The sequence below is a fragment of the Ruegeria sp. CDSC079 genome, assembly GCF_059610505.1.
In genome coordinates, this window is record NZ_JBXWNT010000001.1 from 60,327 (window position 1) to 83,948 (window position 23,622).

The 23,622-nt window shown below is 56.9% G+C and carries 25 protein-coding genes; 16 read left to right on the forward strand and 9 right to left on the reverse strand.

The features are described 5' to 3' along the window. The first annotated feature begins 11 nt into the window (after positions 1–11). Complete coding sequence (locus AC2FIC_RS00335; protein ID WP_496691003.1) at positions 12–3,062, forward strand: efflux RND transporter permease subunit; 3,051 nt, start codon at positions 12–14, stop codon at positions 3,060–3,062. A gap of 60 nt (positions 3,063–3,122) precedes the next feature. On the opposite strand, the gene carB is transcribed toward AC2FIC_RS00335, so the two are convergent. Continuing rightward, positions 3,123–6,467, reverse strand: a complete 3,345-nt coding sequence (carB, locus tag AC2FIC_RS00340; protein WP_496691002.1) for a carbamoyl-phosphate synthase large subunit — start codon at positions 6,465–6,467, stop codon at positions 3,123–3,125. Positions 6,468–6,644: 177 nt separating this feature from the next. Between carB and AC2FIC_RS00345 the strand changes: the two genes are divergently transcribed. The 4 genes from AC2FIC_RS00345 to aspS all read left to right on the forward strand — a co-directional run bounded on the left by AC2FIC_RS00345 (position 6,645) and on the right by aspS (position 10,897). Beyond that, positions 6,645–7,772: an aminodeoxychorismate synthase component I gene (locus AC2FIC_RS00345; RefSeq protein ID WP_142636586.1), complete on the forward strand. Its 1,128-nt coding sequence runs from the start codon at positions 6,645–6,647 to the stop codon at positions 7,770–7,772. Then, complete coding sequence (locus AC2FIC_RS00350; protein WP_496691001.1) at positions 7,727–8,374, forward strand: aminotransferase class IV family protein; 648 nt, start codon at positions 7,727–7,729, stop codon at positions 8,372–8,374. Before AC2FIC_RS00345 ends, AC2FIC_RS00350 begins: the two co-directional genes overlap by 46 nt. Continuing rightward, entirely contained in the window at positions 8,371–9,042 is a 672-nt protein-coding gene (locus AC2FIC_RS00355) for a CPBP family intramembrane glutamic endopeptidase (protein ID WP_496691000.1), read from the forward strand. Before AC2FIC_RS00350 ends, AC2FIC_RS00355 begins: the two co-directional genes overlap by 4 nt. Positions 9,043–9,121: 79 nt before the next feature. Further along, positions 9,122–10,897 carry an aspartate--tRNA ligase gene (gene aspS, locus AC2FIC_RS00360; RefSeq protein ID WP_142636592.1) on the forward strand — a complete coding sequence of 592 codons (1,776 nt, stop codon included), beginning with the start codon at positions 9,122–9,124 and terminating at the stop codon, positions 10,895–10,897. Between the two features lie 194 nt (positions 10,898–11,091). Here the strand turns inward: aspS and AC2FIC_RS00365 are convergent, their stop codons facing one another. Beyond that, positions 11,092–11,808: a response regulator gene (locus AC2FIC_RS00365; RefSeq protein WP_496690999.1), complete on the reverse strand. Its 717-nt coding sequence runs from the start codon at positions 11,806–11,808 to the stop codon at positions 11,092–11,094. A gap of 134 nt (positions 11,809–11,942) precedes the next feature. Between AC2FIC_RS00365 and mce the strand changes: the two genes are divergently transcribed. Continuing rightward, positions 11,943–12,347, forward strand: a complete 405-nt coding sequence (gene mce / locus AC2FIC_RS00370) for a methylmalonyl-CoA epimerase (protein WP_282168947.1) — start codon at positions 11,943–11,945, stop codon at positions 12,345–12,347. Between the two features lie 17 nt (positions 12,348–12,364). Continuing rightward, positions 12,365–12,640 (forward strand): DUF1467 family protein, encoded by a 276-nt coding sequence (locus AC2FIC_RS00375; RefSeq protein ID WP_142636598.1) that lies wholly within the window; start codon positions 12,365–12,367, stop codon positions 12,638–12,640. A 3-nt stretch (positions 12,641–12,643) separates the two neighbouring features. Here AC2FIC_RS00375 and AC2FIC_RS00380 read toward each other — a convergent pair whose 3' ends face one another. Further along, positions 12,644–13,342, reverse strand: coding sequence for an EI24 domain-containing protein (locus tag AC2FIC_RS00380; protein ID WP_496690998.1), 699 nt, complete (start codon positions 13,340–13,342; stop codon positions 12,644–12,646). Beyond that, on the reverse strand, positions 13,339–13,917 hold the full coding sequence (locus AC2FIC_RS00385; RefSeq protein ID WP_496690997.1) for a nitroreductase family protein: 579 nt from the start codon (positions 13,915–13,917) through the stop codon (positions 13,339–13,341). The genes AC2FIC_RS00380 and AC2FIC_RS00385 overlap by 4 nt, the downstream gene beginning before the upstream one ends. 136 nt (positions 13,918–14,053) lie before the next feature. On the opposite strand from AC2FIC_RS00385, the gene AC2FIC_RS00390 reads away from it, so the two are divergent. Further along, positions 14,054–14,329: a DUF167 domain-containing protein gene (locus AC2FIC_RS00390; RefSeq protein WP_142636602.1), complete on the forward strand. Its 276-nt coding sequence runs from the start codon at positions 14,054–14,056 to the stop codon at positions 14,327–14,329. On the opposite strand, the gene AC2FIC_RS00395 is transcribed toward AC2FIC_RS00390, so the two are convergent. Then, positions 14,320–14,565, reverse strand: a complete 246-nt coding sequence (locus AC2FIC_RS00395) for a DUF8831 family protein (protein ID WP_142636604.1) — start codon at positions 14,563–14,565, stop codon at positions 14,320–14,322. The two genes, AC2FIC_RS00390 and AC2FIC_RS00395, sit on opposite strands and share 10 nt — an antisense overlap. Before the next feature lie 122 nt (positions 14,566–14,687). Between AC2FIC_RS00395 and AC2FIC_RS00400 the strand changes: the two genes are divergently transcribed. From AC2FIC_RS00400 to AC2FIC_RS00420, 5 genes are all read left to right on the forward strand, one after another. Beyond that, the gene (locus AC2FIC_RS00400; RefSeq protein ID WP_271949271.1) at positions 14,688–15,395 is read left to right on the forward strand and encodes a M48 family metallopeptidase; all 708 of its coding nucleotides are present in this window, start codon (positions 14,688–14,690) and stop codon (positions 15,393–15,395) included. Next, positions 15,392–15,760 (forward strand): YigZ family protein, encoded by a 369-nt coding sequence (locus tag AC2FIC_RS00405; protein ID WP_142636608.1) that lies wholly within the window; start codon positions 15,392–15,394, stop codon positions 15,758–15,760. Before AC2FIC_RS00400 ends, AC2FIC_RS00405 begins: the two co-directional genes overlap by 4 nt. Positions 15,761–15,824: 64 nt before the next feature. After that, positions 15,825–16,082, forward strand: coding sequence for a DUF6455 family protein (locus AC2FIC_RS00410; protein ID WP_496701527.1), 258 nt, complete (start codon positions 15,825–15,827; stop codon positions 16,080–16,082). 10 nt (positions 16,083–16,092) lie between these two features. Further along, a complete protein-coding gene (locus AC2FIC_RS00415) occupies positions 16,093–16,365 on the forward strand; it encodes a DUF6455 family protein (RefSeq protein WP_271949276.1) in 273 nt (90 codons plus the stop codon). Next, a complete protein-coding gene (locus AC2FIC_RS00420) occupies positions 16,362–16,619 on the forward strand; it encodes a DUF6455 family protein (RefSeq protein ID WP_271949278.1) in 258 nt (85 codons plus the stop codon). Before AC2FIC_RS00415 ends, AC2FIC_RS00420 begins: the two co-directional genes overlap by 4 nt. Here the strand turns inward: AC2FIC_RS00420 and AC2FIC_RS00425 are convergent, their stop codons facing one another. Next, on the reverse strand, positions 16,620–16,862 hold the full coding sequence (locus AC2FIC_RS00425) for a CDGSH iron-sulfur domain-containing protein (protein WP_142636614.1): 243 nt from the start codon (positions 16,860–16,862) through the stop codon (positions 16,620–16,622). Positions 16,863–17,088: 226 nt separating this feature from the next. Here AC2FIC_RS00425 and AC2FIC_RS00430 point away from each other — a divergent pair, with 226 nt between their 5' ends. Together AC2FIC_RS00430 and AC2FIC_RS00435 are read left to right on the forward strand one after the other, a co-directional pair. Further along, the gene (locus AC2FIC_RS00430) at positions 17,089–17,277 is read left to right on the forward strand and encodes a hypothetical protein (protein WP_142636616.1); all 189 of its coding nucleotides are present in this window, start codon (positions 17,089–17,091) and stop codon (positions 17,275–17,277) included. A 131-nt stretch (positions 17,278–17,408) separates the two neighbouring features. Beyond that, a complete protein-coding gene (locus AC2FIC_RS00435) occupies positions 17,409–17,765 on the forward strand; it encodes a diacylglycerol kinase (protein WP_496690995.1) in 357 nt (118 codons plus the stop codon). Positions 17,766–17,799: 34 nt separating this feature from the next. On the opposite strand, the gene rimO is transcribed toward AC2FIC_RS00435, so the two are convergent. Further along, a complete protein-coding gene (gene rimO / locus AC2FIC_RS00440; RefSeq protein ID WP_142636620.1) occupies positions 17,800–19,188 on the reverse strand; it encodes a 30S ribosomal protein S12 methylthiotransferase RimO in 1,389 nt (462 codons plus the stop codon). A 96-nt stretch (positions 19,189–19,284) separates the two neighbouring features. Here rimO and AC2FIC_RS00445 point away from each other — a divergent pair, with 96 nt between their 5' ends. Further along, on the forward strand, positions 19,285–21,243 hold the full coding sequence (locus AC2FIC_RS00445) for an AsmA family protein (RefSeq protein WP_496690994.1): 1,959 nt from the start codon (positions 19,285–19,287) through the stop codon (positions 21,241–21,243). A gap of 31 nt (positions 21,244–21,274) precedes the next feature. Here AC2FIC_RS00445 and AC2FIC_RS00450 read toward each other — a convergent pair whose 3' ends face one another. Together AC2FIC_RS00450 and kdsA are read right to left on the reverse strand one after the other, a co-directional pair. Then, complete coding sequence (locus AC2FIC_RS00450; protein WP_281994962.1) at positions 21,275–22,771, reverse strand: phosphomannomutase/phosphoglucomutase; 1,497 nt, start codon at positions 22,769–22,771, stop codon at positions 21,275–21,277. A 14-nt stretch (positions 22,772–22,785) separates the two neighbouring features. Further along, positions 22,786–23,619, reverse strand: a complete 834-nt coding sequence (gene kdsA, locus AC2FIC_RS00455) for a 3-deoxy-8-phosphooctulonate synthase (RefSeq protein ID WP_496690993.1) — start codon at positions 23,617–23,619, stop codon at positions 22,786–22,788. Positions 23,620–23,622 lie beyond the last annotated feature (3 nt).

Below are 23,622 nucleotides of genomic sequence, written 5' to 3' on the forward strand. Positions count from 1 at the left end.
GGGGCGGATTGATGAACATCGCACGCGCATCCATTGATCGCCCTATCTATACATGGCTGGTCATCCTGATCGCCTTGTTCGGCGGTATCTGGGGATTTCTGTCGCTTGGCCGTCTGGAAGATCCAGCCTTCACAATCAAAAACGCCGTCATCGCAACCCAGTATCCGGGGGCAACGGCTGAACAAGTGGCGCTGGAGGTTTCAGAGCCACTGGAATCCGCTATCCAGCAGATGGGCGAGGTCAAGACAATCACATCAGTGAACCAGCCCGGTTTTTCGCTGATCGAGGTCGAGATTAACTCAGCCTATGATGGGACCGAGCTGCCGGAGATCTGGACCAAATTGCGCGCCAAGGTCCGTGACGCCTCACGGGAACTGCCATCCGGGGTGGGTGATCCGCTGGTCAATGACGGGTTTGGCGATGTGTTTGGCTTGTTTTATGCGGTCACGGCCGAGGGCTTCTCGGACGCTGAAAAACATGAGCTTTCCACATTTCTTCGGCGCGAACTACTGACGGTTGACGGTGTCGCGGATGTCGAGGTGATGGGCCTGCCGCAAGAGGCGATCTTTATCGAACCCGACCTGTCTATTTCGGTGAACCAGAACGTGCCTCTGCAGGCACTTACCGACGCGATTACAAATGCGGACTCGGTAAACTCGTCGGGGTCATTGCGATCAGAAGATGGCCGGACCGCGATATTAACCGCCGAAGGGTCCGATACGGTTTCCGCCATTGCTGGCCTTTCTGTTGGATCGCAGGGCCAGGTTATCAACCTGTTCGATATGTCGAATGTACATCGTGGTCGCCTAACCGATCCTAATGTCATCATCCGGTTCAACGGGACCGAAGCTTTCACTCTGGGTATCGCTGGGCTTTCGACTGATAATATCGTTGAGGTCGGCAAGCGTGCTGACGCGAAATTTGCCGAGTTGGATCCTCAGATCCCCTATGGTGTCGAAATCCTGCCGATTTACCAGCAGCACGTCGTTGTTGAGCAGGCATCGAACGATTTTCTGGTGAACCTCGCGCTGTCGGTCTCTATTGTTGTTGCGGTTTTGGCCCTGTTCATGGGTTGGCGCGCGGCTGTGGTTGTGGGAACAACTCTGTTGCTGACCGTGGTTGGCACGTTGTTGTTCATGGCATTGTTCTCGATCGAGATGGAACGAATTTCGTTGGGCGCTTTGATCATCGCGATGGGTATGTTGGTGGACAACGCCATTGTGGTGGCCGAAGGAATGCAGATTGCAATGCTGCGCGGCAAGAATTCGCGTGATGCGGCGGATGAGGCTGCGGCCAAAACGCAAATCCCGCTGTTGGGAGCAACGGTGATTGGCATCATGGCTTTTGCCGGGATTGGTCTTAGCCCTGATGCGACGGGCGAGTTCTTGTTTTCGCTATTTGCTGTTATCGGGATATCGCTGCTGCTGAGCTGGACCCTGGCGCTGACGGTGACTCCGATGCTTGGGCACTATTTCTTCAAGCAGGGCAAAGAAGGTGAAATTGATGCCTATGGCGGGATCATGTTCCGTGTTTATGGCGCGATCCTAAACTGGGCGCTGCGGTTCCGTTGGATGGTGATTGCAATGCTGGTGGGCATTACCGTGGTCTGTTTCGCAGGATTTGGTTTGGTCAAACAACAGTTCTTTCCAGACTCGAATACACCGCTGTTTTTCGTGCATTACAACCTGCCGCAGGGCACACCCATTGCGCGCACCGCCGAGGATATGGCTGTTTTCGAAAACTGGCTGGCGGATCGGGACGATGTGGTATCTGTCACGACATTTGTTGGGCAAGGAGCAACTCGTTTTTTGTTGACCTACTCTTCGGAAAAACCGAACCCCAGCTACGGTCACATGATCATCCGGACGGAAACATTGGATGACATTCCGGCTTTGCGGGCGGATCTCGAGGCGTTTGGCTCGGCGCAGTTCCCCGAAGGCAAGTTCCGCACCAAGCGGCTGGTCTTTGGTCCTGGCGGCGGTGATCCAATTCAGGCCCGTTTCTCGGGAAGCGATCCGGCGGTGCTTCGGCAACTTGCGAATGAGGCTGTGCAGACGATGCGCGCGGCCTCGCCCAATGCGCTGAACGTCTATCACGACTGGCGCGAACAAGGGCTGGCTGTCCAGCCAATTTATGCGACCGAACGGGCGCAGACCGCAGGGGTGTCGCGCGAAGATATCGCGGCGACTCTGCAATTCTCGACCGATGGGATCACCGGTGGTGTGTTCCGCGAGCGCGACCGTCTGATTCCGATCATCTTGCGCCGCCCGGTGGACGGGGATTATTCGATCGTGGATCAGGTTGTATTCTCGGACCAGTCGCAGAAATTCGTGCCGATCGAGCAGATGGTCGACAGGTTCGAATATAAGGCACTCAATACGCTGGTTCACCGCCGGGATCGTGTGCTGACCATTACGGTAGGGGCCGACATCCCGCCGGATTTGACAGCTGCGCAGGTTCATTCCGAAGTCCGCACAGCCATCGAAAGCATGGAGCTGCCAGCGGGCTATCGACTGGAATGGGGTGGAGAGTTCGAGAATGCTGGCGATGCAAATAAAAGCCTGGGTCGTCAGTTGCCGTTGAGCCTGTTGATCATGGTTCTGATTTCGGTGCTGATATTCAACGCCATTCGTCAGCCGATCATTATCTGGCTGTTGGTACCGATGTCGGTAAACGGAGTGGTGATCGGTCTGCTGGGCACGGGTCTGCCGTTCACATTTACGGCGCTACTGGGACTGCTTAGCCTATCGGGGATGCTGATCAAGAATGGTATCGTTTTGGTCGAAGAGATCGATTTGGTACGTGCAACCGGGCAGGGGCTGCGTGAATCGATCATCGAGGCTTCGGTCTCGCGTTTGCGCCCGGTGATGCTGGCCGCAATCACGACGATTTTGGGTATGGCTCCGTTGTTGACGGATGCGTTCTTCAGGTCGATGGCGGTGACCATCATGGGAGGTCTGGCCTTTGCCACGGTCCTTACCATGGTGGCTGCCCCCGTGTTTTACATGGTGTTCTTCCTGCCGGAGGAACGGCGCAAGAAACCACCGCAGCCGGTTGTCTAAATGAAAAACCCCCGGTCATGGACCGGGGGTTTTGCTTTATTCTGGTGTAGTGGGAGAAGGTCAGCCTTGCAGGGACCTGACCTCGACATCACCTTCGGCCTGCGCCTTTATCGCCAACGCGGCAGCGTGGCTGGCGGCGGCGGTGGTGAAATATGGGATCTTGTCATAGAGCGCGATGGACCGGATGGCCTTGCTGTCCTCGACCGCCTGTGCACCTTCGGTGGTATTCATCACCAACTGTACCTGACCATCTTTAAGCATGTCAGCCACGTCAGGACGGCCCTCATAGACCTTGTTGACCAGATCACAGGCAATACCGTGCTCGGCCAGCCAGCTTTGCGTTCCGCGGGTGGCGACAAGGGCAAAGCCCTGCGCGGCCAGAACCTGTGCAGCCTCAAGCATGGCAGGCGTCTTGTCGGCATCCTTGATCGAAATAAACGCACGTCCCGAGGATGGCAGCACCATTCCCGCACCCATCTGTGCTTTGAGGAAGGCGCGGGGAAAGTCTCGGTCCCAGCCCATGACTTCTCCGGTCGAGCGCATCTCAGGCCCCAGAATAGTGTCGACGCCGGGGAACCGGGCGAAGGGCAGAACCGCCTCTTTCACCGAGAACCACGGCATATCCGGATCGGCCAGCGTCATCTGGTCGGCGATCTTGGTATCGTCCACGGTTTTGTATGCAGGGCGCAGTGGGAAATCCGCCAGCTTCTCGCCCGCCATCACACGCGCGGCGATTGAGGCGATGGCGCTGTCCGTCGCTTTGGCCACGAAGGGCACGGTACGCGAGGCGCGCGGGTTGACCTCGATCAGGTAGATATCATCATCCTTGATCGCGAATTGAATGTTCATCAAGCCGACAACGTTCAGCGCCTTGGCCAGCTTGAAGGTCTGCTCTTTGACCCGGCCAATCACTTCTTTCGACAGCGAGTAAGGTGGCAGCGAACAGGCGCTATCGCCCGAGTGCACGCCGGCCTCTTCGATATGCTGCATGATGCCTGCGACATGAACATCCGTGCCGTCGCACAGCGCGTCGACATCCAGTTCAACCGCGCCCGCCAGATAGCTGTCTAGCAGCACAGGGCTGTCGCCCGAGACCACCACGGCCTCGTTGATATAGCGCCGCAGCTGGTCCATATCGCGCACGATTTCCATCGCGCGGCCACCCAGAACATAGGAGGGACGGATCACCAGCGGAAAGCCGATATCCTCGGCGATTTTCAGCGCTTGCTCGTCGGTCGATGCGATGCCGTTATTGGGCTGTTTCAGGCCCAGATCATTGACAAGCGCCTGGAACCGCTCGCGGTCTTCGGCCAGGTCGATGGCGTCGGGCGTGGTGCCGAGGATCGGAATGCCTTCTTCTTCCAGCGCGTTGGCCAGTTTCAGCGGGGTCTGACCACCGAACTGAACGATAACACCGTGCAGCGTGCCGTTTTCCTGTTCTTTCGTCAGGATTTCCATCACGTGTTCAAAAGTTAGCGGTTCGAAATACAACCGGTCTGAAGTGTCATAGTCGGTCGAAACCGTTTCGGGGTTACAGTTGATCATGATGGTCTCATAGCCCGCATCGGTCAGTGCGAAGCAGGCGTGACAACAGCAATAGTCGAATTCGATCCCCTGACCGATCCGGTTGGGTCCGCCGCCCAGGATAACAACCTTCTTGCGGTCACTCGGGCGCGCCTCGCACTCAACATCACCCATCATAGGGGCTTCGTAGGTCGAGTACATATAGGGCGTCTGCGCCTCAAACTCGGCAGCGCAAGTGTCGATGCGTTTGAACACTGCGTTAACACCCAGATTGCGGCGGGCGCGGCGTACATTGCCTTCGTCACGGCCTGTCAGGTTGCCCAAGCGCGCATCGGTAAAACCAAGCATTTTCAGCCTGCGGATACCTTCTTCGGTCACCGGCAGGCCGTCTTTGCGCAACTGACGCTCGGCCTCGATGATCTCGCGTATTCGGGCCAGGAACCAAGGGTCAAATTTGGTGACCCCAAAAATCTCATCGTCGGTCAAACCGTGACGCATGGCCTGCGCGATGGTGCGCAGACGGTCGGGGGTTTGCTTGCTGATCGCTTTGATCACCGCGACTTTGTCACTGACCTCGTCCCAGACACCAACGTTCAGGCCGGGGATTTCCACTTCATCAAAGCCAGTCAGGCCGGATTCCATCGAAGCCAGCGCCTTTTGCATCGATTCGTGGATCGTGCGGCCAATGGACATGGCCTCACCCACCGATTTCATCGCCGTGGTCAGGTAAGGTTCAGAGCCGGGGAACTTTTCGAACGCAAATTTCGGAATTTTTGTCACGACATAGTCGATGGTTGGCTCGAAGGAGGCGGGCGTGACCTTGGTGATGTCATTGTCCAGCTCGTCCAGCGTATAGCCAACAGCCAGCTTGGCCGCGATCTTGGCAATTGGGAACCCGGTCGCCTTGGACGCCAGCGCGGACGAACGCGACACGCGGGGGTTCATCTCGATCACGACCATTCGGCCGTCTTCGGGGTTGATCGCCCATTGTACGTTCGAACCGCCAGTCTCGACCCCAATCTCGCGCAGAACGGCGATGGAGCCGTTGCGCATGATCTGGTATTCTTTGTCGGTCAGTGTCAGGGCAGGGGCCACGGTGATCGAGTCGCCGGTATGCACACCCATCGGATCGATATTCTCAATGGAACAGACGATGATGGCGTTGTCGGCCGTGTCGCGTACAACCTCCATCTCATACTCTTTCCAACCTAGCAGGCTCTCATCGACGAGGATTTGGTTTACCGGCGAGGCATCCATGCCCGAGCGGCAGAAGTGAATATAATCCTCGCGGTTATAAGCCACACCGCCGCCGGTGCCGCCCATGGTAAAGGCGGGGCGAATGATGGCAGGCAGGCCGATGTCTTCCAGATCGCCCAAGGCAATCTGGACGCCAGCATCAAGATCGGTGGAGCCGTCGTCGCGCTTGGGGGCGGTAATTATGGTGGCCTTGGGGTTTTCGATGCCCAGCCGATCCATCGCTTCGCGGAATAGTTTGCGGTCTTCGGCCATTTCGATGGCGTCGCGGGTCGCACCGATCATCTCGACACCGAACTCGTCCAGTACGCCCATCTCTTCCAGTGCAAGTGAGGTGTTCAGTCCGGTCTGCCCACCCATTGTGGGCAACAAGGCGTCGGGGCGTTCTTTCTCGATGATCTTGGCGACAACTTCGGGCGTGATCGGCTCGATATAAGTGGCATCGGCCAGACCGGGATCGGTCATGATTGTCGCCGGGTTTGAGTTTACCAGAATGACCCGGTATCCTTCTTCGCGCAGGGCTTTACAGGCCTGTGCGCCTGAATAGTCGAATTCGCAGGCCTGACCGATGACAATGGGGCCCGCCCCGATGATCATGATCGACTGGATGTCGGTTCTTCTCGGCATAGCCTGTTTCCTTCGGTTAACTGCGAGTCAGGGCACCGCCCGCGTGCCCAAATTGTTCTGCGTTATAGGGACCGCGCCAAAAGGTTCAAGAGGTATCGGAAACAGGGGCGAAATTGCCGCTTTCCCCTCTTTCCCTTACCGCCGTATTGTCTATACCGCGCAGCACGACAAATGAGGATGCACGTGCGTATTCGTTTTGATCAGGGGCCGGCCGGATCGGGAACTTATTTCGAACGGCCAGACCGGGTGATCCGCGCAGACAAAGCGGAAGACGTGCCACAGGCTTTGGCGGCGCTGGATGAGGCACGCGCGGATGGGGCCTGGCTGGCCGGTTATGCAAGCTATGAGCTTGGATATGCGTTGGAACCCCGCCTGTTGGACCGGATGCCTACTGACCGCCGCCTGCCACTGCTGTGTTTCGGTGCCTATGATGCGCCAGGCCAATGCGATCTGCCCGCACCCCTAGGCGGTGTTGCCGAATTCACACCGCGCTGGGACGAGGCAAGATATGCAAGCGCCTTTCAGCTGGTCCACGATGCGATCGGGGCAGGGGATATCTATCAGGCCAACCTGACGTTCCCCATTGACCTGACATTGCAAGGGGATAGCGCCGCGCTTTATGCGGCGTTGGCTGTGGGCCAGCCGGTCGGTCACGGAGCGCTGGTTCAGCAGGATGATTTGCCCGATTTGCTCAGCCGCTCGCCAGAGTTGTTCTTTCGCACCGGTGCAGATCGGACGATCGAAACCCGCCCGATGAAGGGCACACAACCCCGCAGCGAAGACATGGCCGAGGACGCGCGCCGCCGCGATTTCTTGTCGAGAGACGAGAAGAACCGCGCTGAAAACCTCATGATCGTTGACCTTCTGCGCAATGACATCAGCCGGGTTGCGCTGCCGGGGTCCGTAAAGGTACCCGAGCTATTCAAGGTCGAAACATATGCAACCGTGCATCAGATGATCTCGCTGGTGCAGGCACAGCTGCATCTTGGGGCAGAACTTTCCGATATCCTAAACGCGTTGTTTCCCTGCGGCTCGATCACAGGCGCGCCCAAAATTCGCGCGATGGAGATTTTGACCGATCTCGAACCCTGGCCACGCGATATCTATTGTGGTGCTATCGGTTGGGCCGCGCCAGACGGGCGATCCGAGTTCAACGTGGCTATTCGTACGCTGATGGTCGAGGGCAACAAGGCCACGCTGAATGTGGGTGGGGGTGTTGTCTGGGACAGCACAGCCCCATCCGAATATGAGGAAGCGCTATGGAAGGCACGTTTCGCCCACCAGCTGACCCTGACTTCCGTCTGATCGAAACGCTGGCATACCGGTCAGAGAGCGGGTTTGTGCGTGTTGGAAAACACCTGGCCCGGATGGAGCGTTCGGCACGGGCATTGGGGCTTCCTTTCGATGCAGGGCGCGCGATTGCAACGCTCGACCAAGTTGCGGGTTCAACCTCGTTGCGCTGTCGATTGACGATGGACATCAGTGGCGGGTTTGGCGTGACAACTGGTGCACTGGCGGATAACCCGTCCGTCTGGCGGGTCGCAGTTTCCAATACGAAGCTTGCCGCCTCTGATATCTGGTTGCAGCACAAGACGACGCAGCGCGATGTTTATGACCGAGCCCGGGCGGCACTGCCCGAGGGCGTAGATGAGTGGCTGTTTCTGAATGAGCGTGACGAAGTGTGCGAGGGCACCATCGCTAACATCTTTCTGGACATGCCCGATGGTCGTTGCCTGACGCCGCCCTTGTCCTCCGGCTTGCTTCCCGGGATCTTGCGCGAAGACTTGCTGGAAAATAATAAAGTCAGCGAGGCGGTGCTGACCATGACCGACCTGCAAAGCGCGGAAAGGTTCTGGATGGGCAATTCCTTGCGAGGCCTGATCTGGGCGGAACTGGCGGTACTGTGAACAGGCAAACCGATTGGACTGAAGCCGCAGCACCTTCCCGTTGGTTGCGACTGGAATTTGGTTTGTTCTTCATCGCCGTACCCGTGCTGATCGCCGTACTTTTCCCGCCCAACTGGATGTTTCCATCGCTGTTTACCTTTACGGCCATCGGGATCGTGTTGTTGCATTTCACGCACGGATTTGCCTGGGCGGAATTGCGATATAACTGGCGCAACTGGTCCTGGCCCGAAGTCGCCGGCTTTGCTGTGGGAATGACCCTGTTTTGTGTTGCGCTAGTACGACTGACCCGTCCCGAAGCTGCCTTTTTCCTGTTGCACAACCAACCCGAGCTGCTGGCGATGATTTGGGTGTTTTACCCATTCGTTTCCGCCCTGCCGCAAGAGCTGCTGTTCCGGTCGCTGTTCTTTCGTCGCTACCACGCAATCCTGCCCAATGGACGCACAGCTTATCTGCTGAATGCATCGCTCTTCTCGCTTGCGCATTTGATGTATTGGAGCTGGATCGTAGCTCTGATGACATTTGCCGGAGGGTTGCTGTTTACCTGGGCCTATCGCAAACGCGGATCGTTTTTCTATGCGGTTCTGCTGCATGCCATCGCGGGGAACATCATCTTTGCGGTGGGTCTGGGCATCTATTTCTACTCAGGCAACGTGCAAAGGCCGTTTTGACGGTGCGACTTGCCTTGACTTTCCCAGTCTGACGCGGTGTATCGGCCCGACCAATTCTGCGCCCGAAGGGATATGATCCATGCACGCCTATCGCAGCCACACCTGCGCCGCTCTGACCGCCGCCAATGTCGGTGAAACCGTTCGCCTGTCTGGCTGGGTGCATCGGGTCCGAGATCACGGCGGCGTTCTATTCATCGACCTTCGCGATCATTTCGGCGTCACACAGGTTTTGTGCGACGGCGACAGCGCGGCATTCGCCGAACTGGAAAAAGTCCGCTCGGAATGGTGTATCCGTATCGATGGCACAGTCAAAGCGCGCGCCGCTGATCTGGTGAACGCGAAATTGCCCACGGGCGAGATCGAAGTTTACGTGCGCGAGTTGGAAGTACTGGGCGCCGCTGACGAGCTGCCGCTGATGGTGTTCGGCGATCAGGAATACCCTGAGGAAACGCGCCTGCGCTATCGCTATCTAGACCTGCGCCGCGAAGTGATGCAGCAGAATATGACCTTGCGCTCGGACGTTGTTGCCTCGATGCGCCGCCGGATGTGGGATCAGGGCTTCCGCGAGTATCAGACGCCAATCATCACGGCGTCCTCGCCTGAAGGCGCGCGCGATTTCCTCGTTCCGTCACGTCTTCACCCGGGTAAGTTTTATGCCTTACCGCAGGCTCCTCAACAGTTCAAACAGCTGATCATGGTGTCGGGCTTTGACAAGTATTTCCAGATTGCGCCCTGTTTCCGCGACGAAGATCCGCGTGCCGACCGCTCACCCACCGATTTCTACCAGCTTGACCTTGAGATGTCGTTTGTCGAGCAGCAGGACGTATTCGACACGATTCAGCCCGTTCTGACCGGCGTGTTCGAAGAGTTCGGCGGCGGCCGTAAAGTCGATCAGGACTGGCCGCAGATTTCCTACAAGGACGCGGCCCTGTGGTATGGCAGCGACAAGCCCGACCTGCGGAATCCTATTAAAATGCAAGTGGTCTCCGACCACTTCCGCGGGTCTGGGTTCGCGATTTTCGCGAAGCTGTTGGAGCAGGATGGCACCGAAATCCGCGCTATCCCTGCGCCGACGGGTGGCAGCCGCAAGTTCTGCGACCGCATGAACGCCTTTGCCCAGAAAGAGGGTCTGCCCGGTATGGGCTATATCTTCTGGCGCGATCAGGGCGAAGGGATGGAGGCCGCCGGTCCACTGGCCAAAAACATTGGCCCTGAACGGACCGAGGCGATCCGCCAGCAACTGGGTCTGGGCGTCGGAGACGCGGCGTTCTTCCTGGGCGGCAAACCGAAAGCCTTTGAAAAGGTGGCCGGCAGGGCGCGCGATGTGATCGGTGATGAACTGAACCTGACTGAGAAAGACCGCTTTGCCTTTGCCTGGATCGTCGATTTCCCGATCTATGAGCAAGACGAAGAAACCGGTGCGATCGACTTTGAACACAACCCCTTCTCGATGCCGCAGGGCGGGATGGAGGCGCTGAACGGCAATCCTCTGGATGTGCGCGGCTATCAATATGACCTCGCCTGCAACGGATACGAGCTGGTCTCGGGCGCGATCCGGAACCACAAGCCCGAGATCATGCTGAAGGCCTTTGAGCTGGCTGGCTATGGCGCGGATGAGGTGAAATCCCGCTTTGGCGCGCTGTTCAACGCCTTCCACTATGGTGCCCCGCCGCACGGTGGCTGTGCAGCTGGTATCGACCGGATCGTGATGCTTTTGGCCGATGAAGCCAATATCCGCGAAGTCATGATGTTCCCGATGAACCAGCGTGCCGAGGATCTGATGATGCAGGCACCGTCCGACCCGGCCTCGGACCAGCTGATGGAGTTGGGCCTGCGGATTATCCCTCAGGACTGATAGAAAACCCGCCACAGTCGCCTGTGGCGGGTTTTTCTGTTTTCAACCCATTCCCAATTCGCTGTTAGCGGGTTTACAGGAAATGGTCCTTTTTCCTCTCGCGGCTGTTCCGAATGTCACGCGCGCTGACGCGTGTCTGTCTGTATGCCCACAGACAAAGGAGCGATGCGGTAATTAGATATGCGGTTGTCACTTCAGATAGCCTCGCGCTGTTCCAGACGGGCCTGCACTATTCCCGCAACTTGGGCTGTCAGAGCGGTGATGGGCATACCAGCGGCGCGTGAGGCTGCCAACTGCTGGGCGGCTTCGGCCAGAACCGTATCTTCCGCATCACGGGCAACTCCGCGCAGGAATTGGGCCGCATAGTCCAGTGACCGATGGTCATTCGGTCCGGCCAGAACATCTGCGATATGTGCCATGTCGTCCTGATAGGCCATAGGATCGGGGCATATCACCTCATCCCGAACGGCGTGGAGCGTGCAGGGGCGGCGGTCTTCCGGTAGACAATTCAGAATAGACGATTGGAAATAGGACAGTGAGTTAAGCGGTTTGGCAAGAAACCCGTCCGCGCTAACCTCTGTCGCAAGGGTTTCTGAATTGTCGTCGCCTGACATGCCCAGGATCGCTCCGATCCGGGGCGTAGTCATGGCCAGTTCGGCAATCAGATCAGCGCCAGAGCCATCTGGCAGCCCCATATCCACCAAGATCACCGAAGGTCGATAGATCTGAAGATGGCGCCGGGCGGACTTCAGGCAATCGGCCCGCCTGATCCGCGCGCCTGAATGCAAACACATCAGGCGGATGGCATCGCAGGCATAGCGGCTGTCTTCCACAACCAAAATGGTTTGTCCCAGCAGCGGCCGCGTGGCCGTCGGCTGCGCGGGTGAGGCGAAGGGGCTCGAATCGTCCATGGCAGAACTCCTATTCAGCAGATGCTTCACGCTAGGAACTTCTGGCTAACACGGGGTTAACGGCAATTTGGCGCACTTGTTCTTTGCTTGATCTGTCCCCATAACCGCTGCAACGCAGAAGGTAGGAGAGTTCCATGATTGGCCGCTTAAACCACGTTGCCATTGCCGTCCCTGATCTTGAGGCGGCGTCTGAACAGTACCGCAGCGCTTTAGGTGCCAAGGTTGGCGCGCCGCAGGATGAGCCCGATCATGGCGTGACCGTTGTGTTCATCGAATTGCCCAACACCAAGATCGAATTACTGTATCCGATGGGCGATGACAGCCCAATCAACGGTTTTCTAGAGAAGAACCCCGCCGGTGGAATCCATCACGTTTGCTATGAGGTCGAGGACATCATTGCCGCGCGGGATCATCTGAAAGAAACCGGCGCCCGGGTGCTGGGTAGCGGTGAACCCAAGATCGGGGCGCACGGGAAACCGGTTCTTTTCCTGCATCCCAAAGATTTCAACGGCTGTCTGGTCGAGTTGGAACAGGTATAAACACCGGAGGTGTACACATGACGATCACTGCAGGACTGGTTCTGTTTGCCGTCATCTGGTTCATGACGCTTTTGGTGATTCTGCCGATCCGCATCAAGACCCAGGGTGATTTGGGCGAGGTCGTTCCCGGCACCCATTCAGGGGCCCCGGAAGTGCATCACATGAAGAAAAAGTTATGGATCACCACCGGGGTGTCGGTTGTGCTCTGGGCTATCATTGCAGGGATCATTATTTCGGGCGTGATTTCGGTACGGGATTTCGACTGGCTAAATCAAATGGAACCGCGAAACTAAGCTTCAGGGCGTTGGCCCTGACAGCTTATGAAAGATATGCGTGAATGTAGCAGCTCCGATAATCGGGATCACAAGGTTCACCAGCGGAATAGACAGTGGGATGGCCATCAACGTGCCCGCAAGCCAAATTGTTGACGAATGTTGTGCCCGCAGTTTTCGCGCGCCCTCACGCCCGATACGGCGCATGGCTGCCAGCGTAAAATACTCACGCCCCAGCAGAAATCCGTTCATCGCCCAAAAGATAAACGGGGCCAGTGGCGTGAAGATCGCATAAAGGATCAGCGCCAGAAGGTTGGCCAGGATCAACACGCCCATAAAGCCAAGCGCGTCAGTGATCGCATCGCCTATCGGGATGCGTGGAACCGTGGGCAGGCTCGGATAATGCCTGTCCTCTACAGCTTGCGCGACATCGTCCAGAAACACAGACGTGATGGCTGAGGCGACGGGAATCATCAGAAACACTGGCAGGATCAGCACCAGGAAAATGCCGGAATAGCTGAGGACGTCATTCAGCCAGGGAACTGCACCAATGAATGGCAGCGATATCTCGTCCCCTGACAGCCGGTTGATCAGCCAAATTGCACCGGCGCAGGCTGCGATCAGCATAAGAATGGTCAGACCAATGCCCCGAAGCAGGACCCCGCGGAATTTCGGGTCTCCGATCTGACCAAGCGCTGAAAAAAAGGCGTTGAGGATGATCATTCTGTGACCCATTCGGTCAGGGCATCAACATCCGGGCGAGGGCGGTCGGGCGGGGTCGAGCCCTCGGTCGCGATATGGATCAAACCGGCAACACTCTCGTTATCCCGCAATCCAAACGCCTTGCGACAGAATTCTGGATCGTGGGTTTGCCAGCCAGACAACCAATTCGCGCCCCATCCTGCGGTCAAAGCAGCGTTCAGCAAAGCAAGGCAAACAGCCCCAGCTGAATAGGTCTGCTCGATGGCTGGAATCTTTTCCGAAGGCTTCTGAACCTCGATCACAGCGACGGCGAGATGGCCTAAATCAAACTGTCCGCGCGCTTTTTCAATGTTTTGAGGGGATTTGCCAAGCGCCTCACCGCATTCCTGCGTCAGCCCCGACAGGCGCCCCATTGCGCCTTTTTCAAGCACGATGAACCGCCAGGGTTCCAGTTTTCCGTGATCCGGGCTGCGGGCTGCTGCGGTCAGCAGGGGCATCAGCTGCTCACGGTCGGGGGCCGGTTCAATCAACGTTTTGGCTGGGCGCGACCGACGGGTCTGCAGAAACTCAAAAGCGGCCGGATTCTTCAAGGACATATGTTAACTTCCTTTACATAGGCTGTCTGTATCTGGTTGAACGTCTGGCGAGTTTCAAGTGCAATCGGCTGGACCAGTTGGATCAATTTCATTCCCCGCCCAACCGTGCAAGGGTCTTTGTTAACAGAAGGTGCCAATGGGAAAACCGAAACTAAGAAATCTTCCAGACCTGAGCGACCGTGTAGCACCGAATGCTGAGATTGCGGTCAGGGTTACCCCGAAAGCCGCAGCAGACAGGATTTTGGTTCAGGACGGAACGATCAGAATATATATCACTGCACCGCCCGAAAACGGCAGGGCAAATGATGCCACACGTGAGATTCTGGCGGTGGCGCTGGGGGTTGCTCCGTCCGCACTCATCCTGAAGCGCGGGCAGACATCGCGCGAGAAAGTCTTTGTGTGTCAGGCCTGACCGGGGGTTTCGCGAATTTGGTAAACACCTTCGGGCAGATCCAGTGCCGCAGCCAGATCACGAACCTGTTCGGGCGAAAGCGTAATCTTCTGAACCTGGTCAGTGCGCGGATCCAGTTGTTCCAGCGTTACGCATTCTGCAAAATTGTTAATAACCACATCCTCGTTCAAAGGCTTTTCGCCTTCGTCCACCAGGGTTATGACCGTCGAGTCGAATTCATGCTCAATCGAAAACATGTTTCCAGCTTGCCGGGCGGAACATTGCAATGCAACCCGTTCGTGGGAAATCGTCCGGTGGCGAACCGCCTTGTGTCGGGCTATGTTCGAAGAAAAGGCATGACCGGACCAAAGGAAATAGTATGCGTCGCCTGATCTTGATGATATTTGGTCTGGTTCTGTCGGCCTGTGACACCGGTTCGCTACGCGTTCAGCCGGTAGAGGAATGGCAACAACCTTCAACTGATTTTCAGGTCGATGTGCTGACCTTTCGCGAAATCAGTCAAAGGGTCGGGGATGTGGCGCGCGCAGAGTGCAAGCGGCGCAGTAATGTCAGCAACTGCGATTTTTCGATCGTGGTTGATCTGAACCCTCGCGCACCAGCAAATGCTTTTCAAACCTTGGATGACGACAATCAACCAGTCATAATCTTCACCCGCGCGATGATTCAATCGGTGGAAAACGCCGATGAACTGGCCTTTGTGATGGGGCATGAATCTGCTCATCACATCCTGCGCCATATTCCCCGCCAGTCCGAAAACTCACGAGAAAGTGCCGCGATTTTTGGCGAGCTTGCACGCATAGCGGGGGCAAATGACGCAGATCTTGAACAGGCGCAGAAGCTGGGCGCGCAGGTGGGTGCCCAGATATATGTCAAGGACTTTGAACTGGAAGCGGACCGGTTGGGAACGATCATCACGCACCGGGCAGGTTATAATCCCTTGTTAGGAGCCCGCTATTTTGCCCGAATTCCTGACCCGGGCGATCGTTTTCTAGGCACCCATCCACCGAATGCTCAGCGCGTCGAAATTGTTTTGGAAACCTCGCGGCAGCTTGGGCTGACACAATGACGGGACTGAAACGGTTGGGGGTTGTCTTGACGGACCGCGGATCGAAATATGCCGTGTCCGGCGCTTTGGTCAGTTCCCGTGACGAGGTGGCTGCTGTCCTGCAGGATCTGAAATCTGACAAAAGCTATGCCAAGGCCACGCACAATACCTGGGCCGCAATCCTGCCCACTGGTGCGCTCAAGGCGGATGACGGGGAAAGCGGTGCCGGAATGGTGATTCTGCGCATGCTGGAAAGGGCCGAACTGAGCGGTCATATCGTCATTGTCACTCGATGGTATGGCGGAAAAAAGCTGGGCGGTGATCGATTCCGACGGGTGCAGGATGCAACACGGGCTTATCTGGACGAACTGGAATTGGGACTTTGACCTGCGTCAAGGCTTGGGCTGTTTCGTATTGCTAGTCTGATCGGACAAAGCGAAACGGAAAGGAATGCCAATGCCCGATCGCGAAACGCTTAGGCATCATGCTGGTCTTGTTGACCGTATGGCTGGCAAGCTGGGGGTGGATCTGCAGGAATCTGCAATCGCTGGACATATATCGGTGGATCAGATTACCGATGCGGTTCTGCGATGCACCGATTGCCCGAACCCGGGCCATTGCCAATCTTTTTTGAATCAACCGGTTCTGGCAGCGCAGACCCCCGAATATTGCCGGAACCAGGATTTGTTAAGCAAGTTGATCCCTTAGGGGGGCCGCAATGCCGCGCCTTGGACACCTCATGACTCATTTGCGCCTTGTGTTGAGGATGGGGCAAGCTACGGGTACGGATATTGTGCGGGCCCACAATAAAGGTCGGCTAAGTCAGGAAGACTGGGCTGAAATGATCCGCCTGTGTCAGGGATGTGGCTGGGCGGCTGCCTGTCCGGATTGGATGGAAAGACATCCAGATGTTGCAGGAGCACCACAAACCTGCCCGAACAAACATCAATTCGCCGCGTTGAAAGTAATACAAATGCAGGAATTGGGATGAAACACGCTGTACTGGGCGACGTGGAAAAGCACTTTTGGCTGACTCGATCTGTTGCCCGATGCCTTAAGATCTCGTTGACCGAAGCCATGTCCGACGGGCGGTTGAGTCCGGATGAATACGCCGAGATGGTAACGCGTTGCCGGGCCTCGGACTGTCACGAGAAATGCACGATATGGCTGGCCGCACAGCAATCTGATCCTCGTTCAGCGCCCGGGTTCTGCGTAAATAGCCAGGTTTTCAACCGGCTGAAGTGATCAGATCTTGGAATGTGTCCCGTCGCAAAACGGTGGGTTAGCGCAGTTTTTACAGCCGCAGAAGAACAGTTTCTTGCTGGTATCAGCCGTGAACTTGACCGGTTCAAAGCCGGTTCCTTTGTGAGATCCATCACAAAATGGCTGCCGATTGGACCGGCCGCACGAGCACCAGAAATAGCTTTTTCCTTCGGTTACTTCGATTGGATAGGGCGCTTTTTGCGCAATGACAGGACCTTCTGGCATCTGATTTCTCCGTTCGCTGACTTTCCCCAGTCTATCGCCTGAACAGATGTGCCGAAAGCAGTAGCTGCCACGCGGCACCCATTCCATGGGCAATCCCCCCGGCATGGTTTTGCCTGCTTTCGCAAACGCGCTGTTGATTTTATTGCAAAATTACCAACCACACCGTATTGTGAAGTCGGCCCCATGTTCAGGGCAATAACAGAAATTAATTAGAGGAATGACGGACATGAAACTCAAATTTGCTGCCGTTAGTGCGTTTGCCCTGGTTCTGGCTGCTTGCTCGCAACAGGAAGAGCCGACACCGGTATACATTACCCCAGATTATGACAAATACGGCACGCCGAGCTGCCCGGCAGGGACAGATCTGGCGACGACCGAAGCAGGTCAGACCGTATGTAATCCGACTGCTCAATAAGATTTTCGCGGGCGGATTCCGACATAGCCGCCCGCACAATCGAACAAAAAAGCCGCCCTATGGGTGGCTTTTTTATTGCCTGTCATACGGTGTTAGGGTTTCTGTTTGACCTATTGAATTACCGAGGTCGCATGAGAAAACTTGTCACCCATCTAAAGGACCGCATCCGCTGGAGCTGGCAGGGATTGGCTGCCACTTGGCACAGTGAATACTCGTTCCGCGCTTGGGTCTGCACCAATCTTGTTTCTGCGGGTCTGGCCCTGTGGCTGCCCCTGAGCGACGGCGTTCGGGCTCTGATACTGGTGATCGGTCTGTTGGTTCTGGTGGCTGAACTGTTCAACACGGCGATCGAACGGGCGGTGGATCATACTTCGACCGAACACAATCTATTGGCCGGGCAAGCCAAAGACGCCGCCAGCGCTGCGGTGGCACTGACTGCTTTGGCTGGCGGATTGGCCTGGGTTATCGGGCTGTTGAGCCTTTTTTGACTGCCGCTGGGTCGGTCAATTCAGGTAGGTGTGGTTAGCGAAGCTTGCCCCATAGATCATATTCCCCGGCCTCGTCCACCTCGACCGAGACAATGTCGCCCGGCTTCAGGGCCTCAAACCCCTCGTCGATGAACAGATTGCCGTCAATCTCGGGCGCATCTGCGGTGGTGCGACAGGTCGCGGCCTCATCGTCGATATCATCCACGATGACTTGCAGGGTATGGCCGACCTTGGCGGCCAGTTTGGCCTCGGAAATCGCCTGAGCCTTTTCCATGAACCTTTCCCATCGGTCTTGTTTGACATCGGCGGGCACATGGTCAGGAAGGTCGTTGGATCGGGCTCCTTCGACGTTCTCGTACTGAAAGCAGCCGACGCGATCCAGTTGCGCCTCGTCCATCCAGTCCAGAAGGGTCTGGAACTCAGCCTCGGTCTCGCCGGGATAGCCCACGATAAAGGTGGATCGCAGAGTGATGTCAGGACAGGTCGCGCGCCAGGCAGCGATCTCGTCCAATGTTCTGGCAGCTGCAGCGGGGCGGGCCATTCGTTTCAAAACATCCGGATGTGCGTGTTGAAAAGGGATATCCAGATAGGGCAGCACGTTGCTGCCCGCATCCGCCATCAGCGGGATCAGTTCACGTACATGCGGGTAGGGATAGACATAGTGCAGACGAATCCAGGCATCCAACTGACCCAATTCACGCGCCAGATCGGTGATATGGCTGCGGACCTCACGGTCTTTCCAGGGATTCACATCGTATTTCCGGTCCAACCCATAGGCCGAGGTGTCCTGAGAGATCACCAGCAATTCGCGCACACCGTTATCGACCAGCTTTTCCGCCTCGCGCAGAACAGCATGCGCCGGACGGCTGGCCAGTTTGCCGCGCATGTCCGGGATGATGCAGAACTTGCATTTGTGGTTACAGCCCTCGGATATCTTGAGATAGCTGTAGTGGCGCGGCGTCAGTTGAACGTTGGCTGCAGGCAGCAGATCCACGAAGGGATCGGGATCAGGCGGCACGGCCTTGTGTACCGCATCCAGCACCTGCTCGTACTGATGTGGTCCGGTGACGGCCATGATACGGGGGTGATGCTCGCGGATGTAATCGGGTTCGGCCCCTAGACATCCGGTTACGATAACCTTGCCGTTTTCCACCAAAGCCTCGCCGATGGCATCCAGAGACTCCGCCTTGGCGCTGTCCAGAAATCCGCAGGTATTCACAATCACGGCATCTGCGCCTGAATAGTCCGGCGAGATGCCGTATCCTTCGGCCCTCAGGCGCGTCAGAATCCGCTCGCTGTCGACCAAAGCCTTGGGGCAACCCAGCGATACCATGCCGATGGTCGGCTGGTTCGGACGTGGTGTATCAGTGATCCGGGCAGCAGGTGCCAGGTCGGGGCGGAGGTTTGGCGGGTTTGTGGTCATGGCGCGGCATATAGTGGGGAAAGCTTCCCCTTGCAAATGCGCTGCCGTCTTTGAATGATCTTTTTATAGCGTGCCAAATAAGTCGGAGAGCAGAAAATGAAATGGCTAATGCGCATCCTGTTCCTTTTGGTGGCTGTGGTCGGTCTTGTCATCGGCGCGTTGCTGCTGATGCCGGGCGACAAGTTGGCGACCATTCTGGCCGAGCAGGTCAAGGCACAAACCGGGCGTGATCTGAAACTGTCGGGGGGCGTTAAGCTGTCCTTCTGGCCTGTGCTGGGCATGGAAACCGGGGCGGTTTCCTTCGGAAATGCCTCGTGGGCGGGGTCTGAGCCGATGCTCAGCGCCGAAAGCCTGGCGGTTGGGGTCGATACCTTGGCCATTTTGTCCGGCGATGTGCTGATCAAACGGATTATTGCCGAGAATCCGACCCTCAGACTTGAACTGTCAGACGGGCGCGGAAACTGGGAGTTTGACACGGCCGTCGCCCCGACAGCCAGCGGCTCGGGTGGATCAAAACCGGCCGATGCATCGCGTGCGGTGACACTGGAGCATCTGAAACTGACTCAGGCGCGTCTGATCTTTGTTGAAAATGGATCGGCCCGATTTGATGTCGCAGATGTGGATTTGTCTGCTAGTTGGCCAGCAGTCTCGGCCCCCATGGTTCTGGATGCACAAATGCCGGTTCCGGGCGGTGAGGCCCGCGTGGATATCAAGATACCCGACCTGCCGGCCTATGCCTCGGGCGCGGCATCCGAGATTGAGCTGGCGCTTGCCGCCCCCGGTGGTGACATCGGGTTTGACGGGCGCGTCAACCTTGCCGGAGAGATGGACGGCAAGCTGCACTTGGAAACCAAAGACACGGAAAAAATGCTGGCTGCGTTTGGTCAGGAGGGCGTTGGAGTGCCGCACGGGTTGGGCCGCGCTGCGAATGTGTCGGGGCAGATGACTTATACCAGAGATGGCCGCATATCTGTGCGCGATCTGGTGGCTTCACTCGACAGTAACCGTTTTACAGGCGAAGTTGATATTGTAATTTCCAACCCGCCACAGATCACCGCTCGGCTGGATGCCAGTGATCTTGATCTTTCTCGCTATAATCAAAGTGGTCAGACGGACTCGTCCAGTTCCGGCGGTTCCGGCTCGGGTGCTGCCTCGGAGGGGTGGTCAAGGGAACCGATCGACGCCTCCGCGCTGGCTTTGGCCAATGGTGAAATTCGACTGACAGCCAAATCTATCGCGTTGCCCGAGCTGACGCTTGGCCCCAGCGACCTGACAATGCGGCTGGACCGGTCTCGGGCTGCATTGGAGATGAACCCGGCAACCTTGTTTTCCGGAACGCTGAACGGGCAGGTGGTGGCCAATAATCGGAATGGGTTGTCCGTTGGCGGCAAGATAAAGGCCAAGGGCATTGACCTCAAACAAGCTCTGACAGCCTTGGTCGGGGTCGAGCGGCTGTCCGGGACCGGGTCGGGATCATTCGAGTTTCTGGGCGTCGGCCAGAACGAGAATCAGATCATGCGTTCTCTCAGCGGTAAGGGCCGCTTGGATGTAGGAAAGGGGCTGATATCGGGTTTTGACCTTGATCGTCTGATGGGACGAGGCAAAGGTTCGGGTGGCACCACCGTGTTCAACAGCCTGACGGCTAGCTTCACCATTGATAAGGGCGTTTTGCAGAACAACGATCTGTTGATGTCGCTGGACAATTTCCGCGCGGATGGCAAAGGAAAAGTCGGGATCGGAGCGCGCAATATCGACTATCTGTTCACGCCAGTCGCTCTGCGTGCGAATTCGGGAGAAGGCCTGTCGGTTCCGGTGCGTATAGTTGGACCATGGAGCAATCCGTCGATCAAGCCGGACCTGACCAAGGTGATCGAAGCGGCCGCCGGAGGAAAAGTCAAAGAGCTTGAGGATGATGTCAAAAAGAAAGTCATCGACAAGATAGGCGGCGATACCGGTACGGCCGGGACTGACGGTGACAGCGTCGAGGACGCGCTGAAGAACAAGCTTGAGGACGAGGCCAAGAAAGGGCTGCTTAAGCTGTTTGGCGGAAATTGAAGTGTCGGGGCCAGAGCCCCGACACCAACGCTCAGATGGTCTGGTCGTAATCCCCGACACCAGGTTCGGTTCGGATGACCGCGTCGATATCCGCAAAAATGGCACGCATCTCTTCTTCGCTTTCGCTGCTTTCGCAGACGACCACCAGATTGGGCGTATTCGACGAGGCGCGCACCAACCCCCAGCTGCCATTGTCCAGAATGACTCGGGCACCGTTGACAGTGACCACTTCCTTGATCGGGCGACCTGCAAGCGTCTCTCCGGCTTCGGATTTGGCGACCAGCTTTGCGACCAAACGGTCGAGTATGTCGTATTTCTCGGTATCCGCTGCATAGGGGGACATGGTCGGTGTCGACCATGTTTTCGGTAGTGCCTTTCGCAGGTCGGACATGCTTTGGTCCGGGTTGCGGTCCATCAGTTTACAGATCTCAACCGCGACGCGCATGCCGCAATCATAGCCACGGCCAATCGGTTCGGCCAAAAAGTAATGCCCCGACTTTTCGAACCCAGCCAGCGCGTTGATCTCTTTGACTCGCCGCTTCATGTGGCTGTGGCCGGTTTTCCAATAATCTGCCTTGACCCCGCGGGCCTTCAACTCGGGGTCGCTGGCAAAAAGGCCGGTTGATTTCACGTCGGCGACAAAGGTGGCATTGGGGTAAATCTTGGCCAGATCGCGGGCCATGATCACGCCGACCTTATCAGCAAAAATCTCCTCCCCCTCGTCATCCACAACGCCACAGCGGTCACCGTCACCATCGAACCCCAGCGCCATGTCGGCACCGCTGGCTTTCACGGTATCGGACATGTCGTGCAGCATTTCCATCGCTTCTGGGTTCGGGTTGTAATGCGGGAAAGTATAGTCCAGCTGGTTATGGCTGGGCACGACTTCTACCCCCATGCGTTCAAATATTTCCGGGGCAAAGGCGGATGCGGTGCCGTTCCCTGTGGCACAGACCACTTTGAGAGGTCGGGATATTCTGAAATCGCCGACCAGATCGTCGATATAGGCCTCTTTCACGCCATCAACGAATTCGTAGGACCCGCCAGGGTGGGTCTGCCCTTCGCCATTCAGAACAATGTCTCGCAGCTCTGACATCTCGTCCGGGCCATGGGTCAGGGGACGTTCGAACCCCATCTTGACCCCGGTCCAGCCATTTGGATTGTGGCTGGCCGTGACCATGGCCACGGCTGGAACGTCCAGATGGAACTGAGCGAAATAGGCCATCGGGCTAAGCGCCGGACCGATATCCTTTACCTGAATTCCCGCCTGCATCAGGCCCAGGATCAGGGCATTTTTAATGGCCAGAGAATAATCACGATAATCATTGGCTACAGCAATCACGGGTTCAATCCCACGCTTGCGCATCTGTGTGCCCAGACCCAACCCCAGTGCGGTCATGCCCGGCAAGTTGATCTCTTCTGGATATTTCCAGCGGGCATCATATTCGCGAAAGCCGGTTGGCTTGATCATTGCGTCGCGCAGAAAGCTCCAGGTGTTCGGAGTCACCTCGGGGTTGGGTTTGGTCATGGGAATACTCTTGTTCAGATTTGGATAGGGTTGGCCTTGGCCAACGCATCAAAACGCATCAATGTATCGATGAGCTGCGGCATCTGGTCCAATGGGATCATATTAGGACCGTCGGAAGGTGCAGTATCAGGGTCCTGATGGGTTTCGATAAAAACCGCACCGATGCCAAGCGAAACCGCAGCGCGGGCCATCACAGGCGCGAATTCTCGCTGCCCACCAGTAGAACCACCCTTGCCGCCAGGCTGCTGTACCGAGTGTGTGGCATCCATTACGACCGGGTATCCCGTTTTGGCCATCTGCGGCAGGCCGCGCATGTCAGCGACCAACGTATTATATCCAAACGAAGTTCCGCGTTCTGTCAGCAGGATGTTTGTGTTCCCAGTGCTTTCTACCTTGCTCACGATGTTGCCCATCTCCCATGGGGCCAAAAACTGTCCTTTTTTGACATTAACCGCCTTGCCGGTATTACCAGCAGCGAGCAGCATATCGGTCTGTCGGCAAAGAAACGCGGGGATTTGCAGCACGTCCACAGCCTCGGCCGCAATCGCGCACTGGGCTTCGGTATGTACGTCAGTCAGCACTGGAATGCCCAAGGTTTTGCGGATGTCATCCAGAACCTTGAGCCCTGTGTCTATTCCCATACCTCGCGCACCCGACAGCGAAGTTCGGTTCGCCTTGTCGTACGAGGCTTTAAAGACGTACTGCGCCCCGGCGGCGTCGCAGGCCTCTTTCATTTTTCCTGCGATCATTTGGGCATGATCCGCAGTTTCCAGTTGGCAGGGACCGGCGATGATCGTCAGCGGAAGATCATTGCCGACCGTGAGATCGGAGATTTTTACATGTTTCATGTG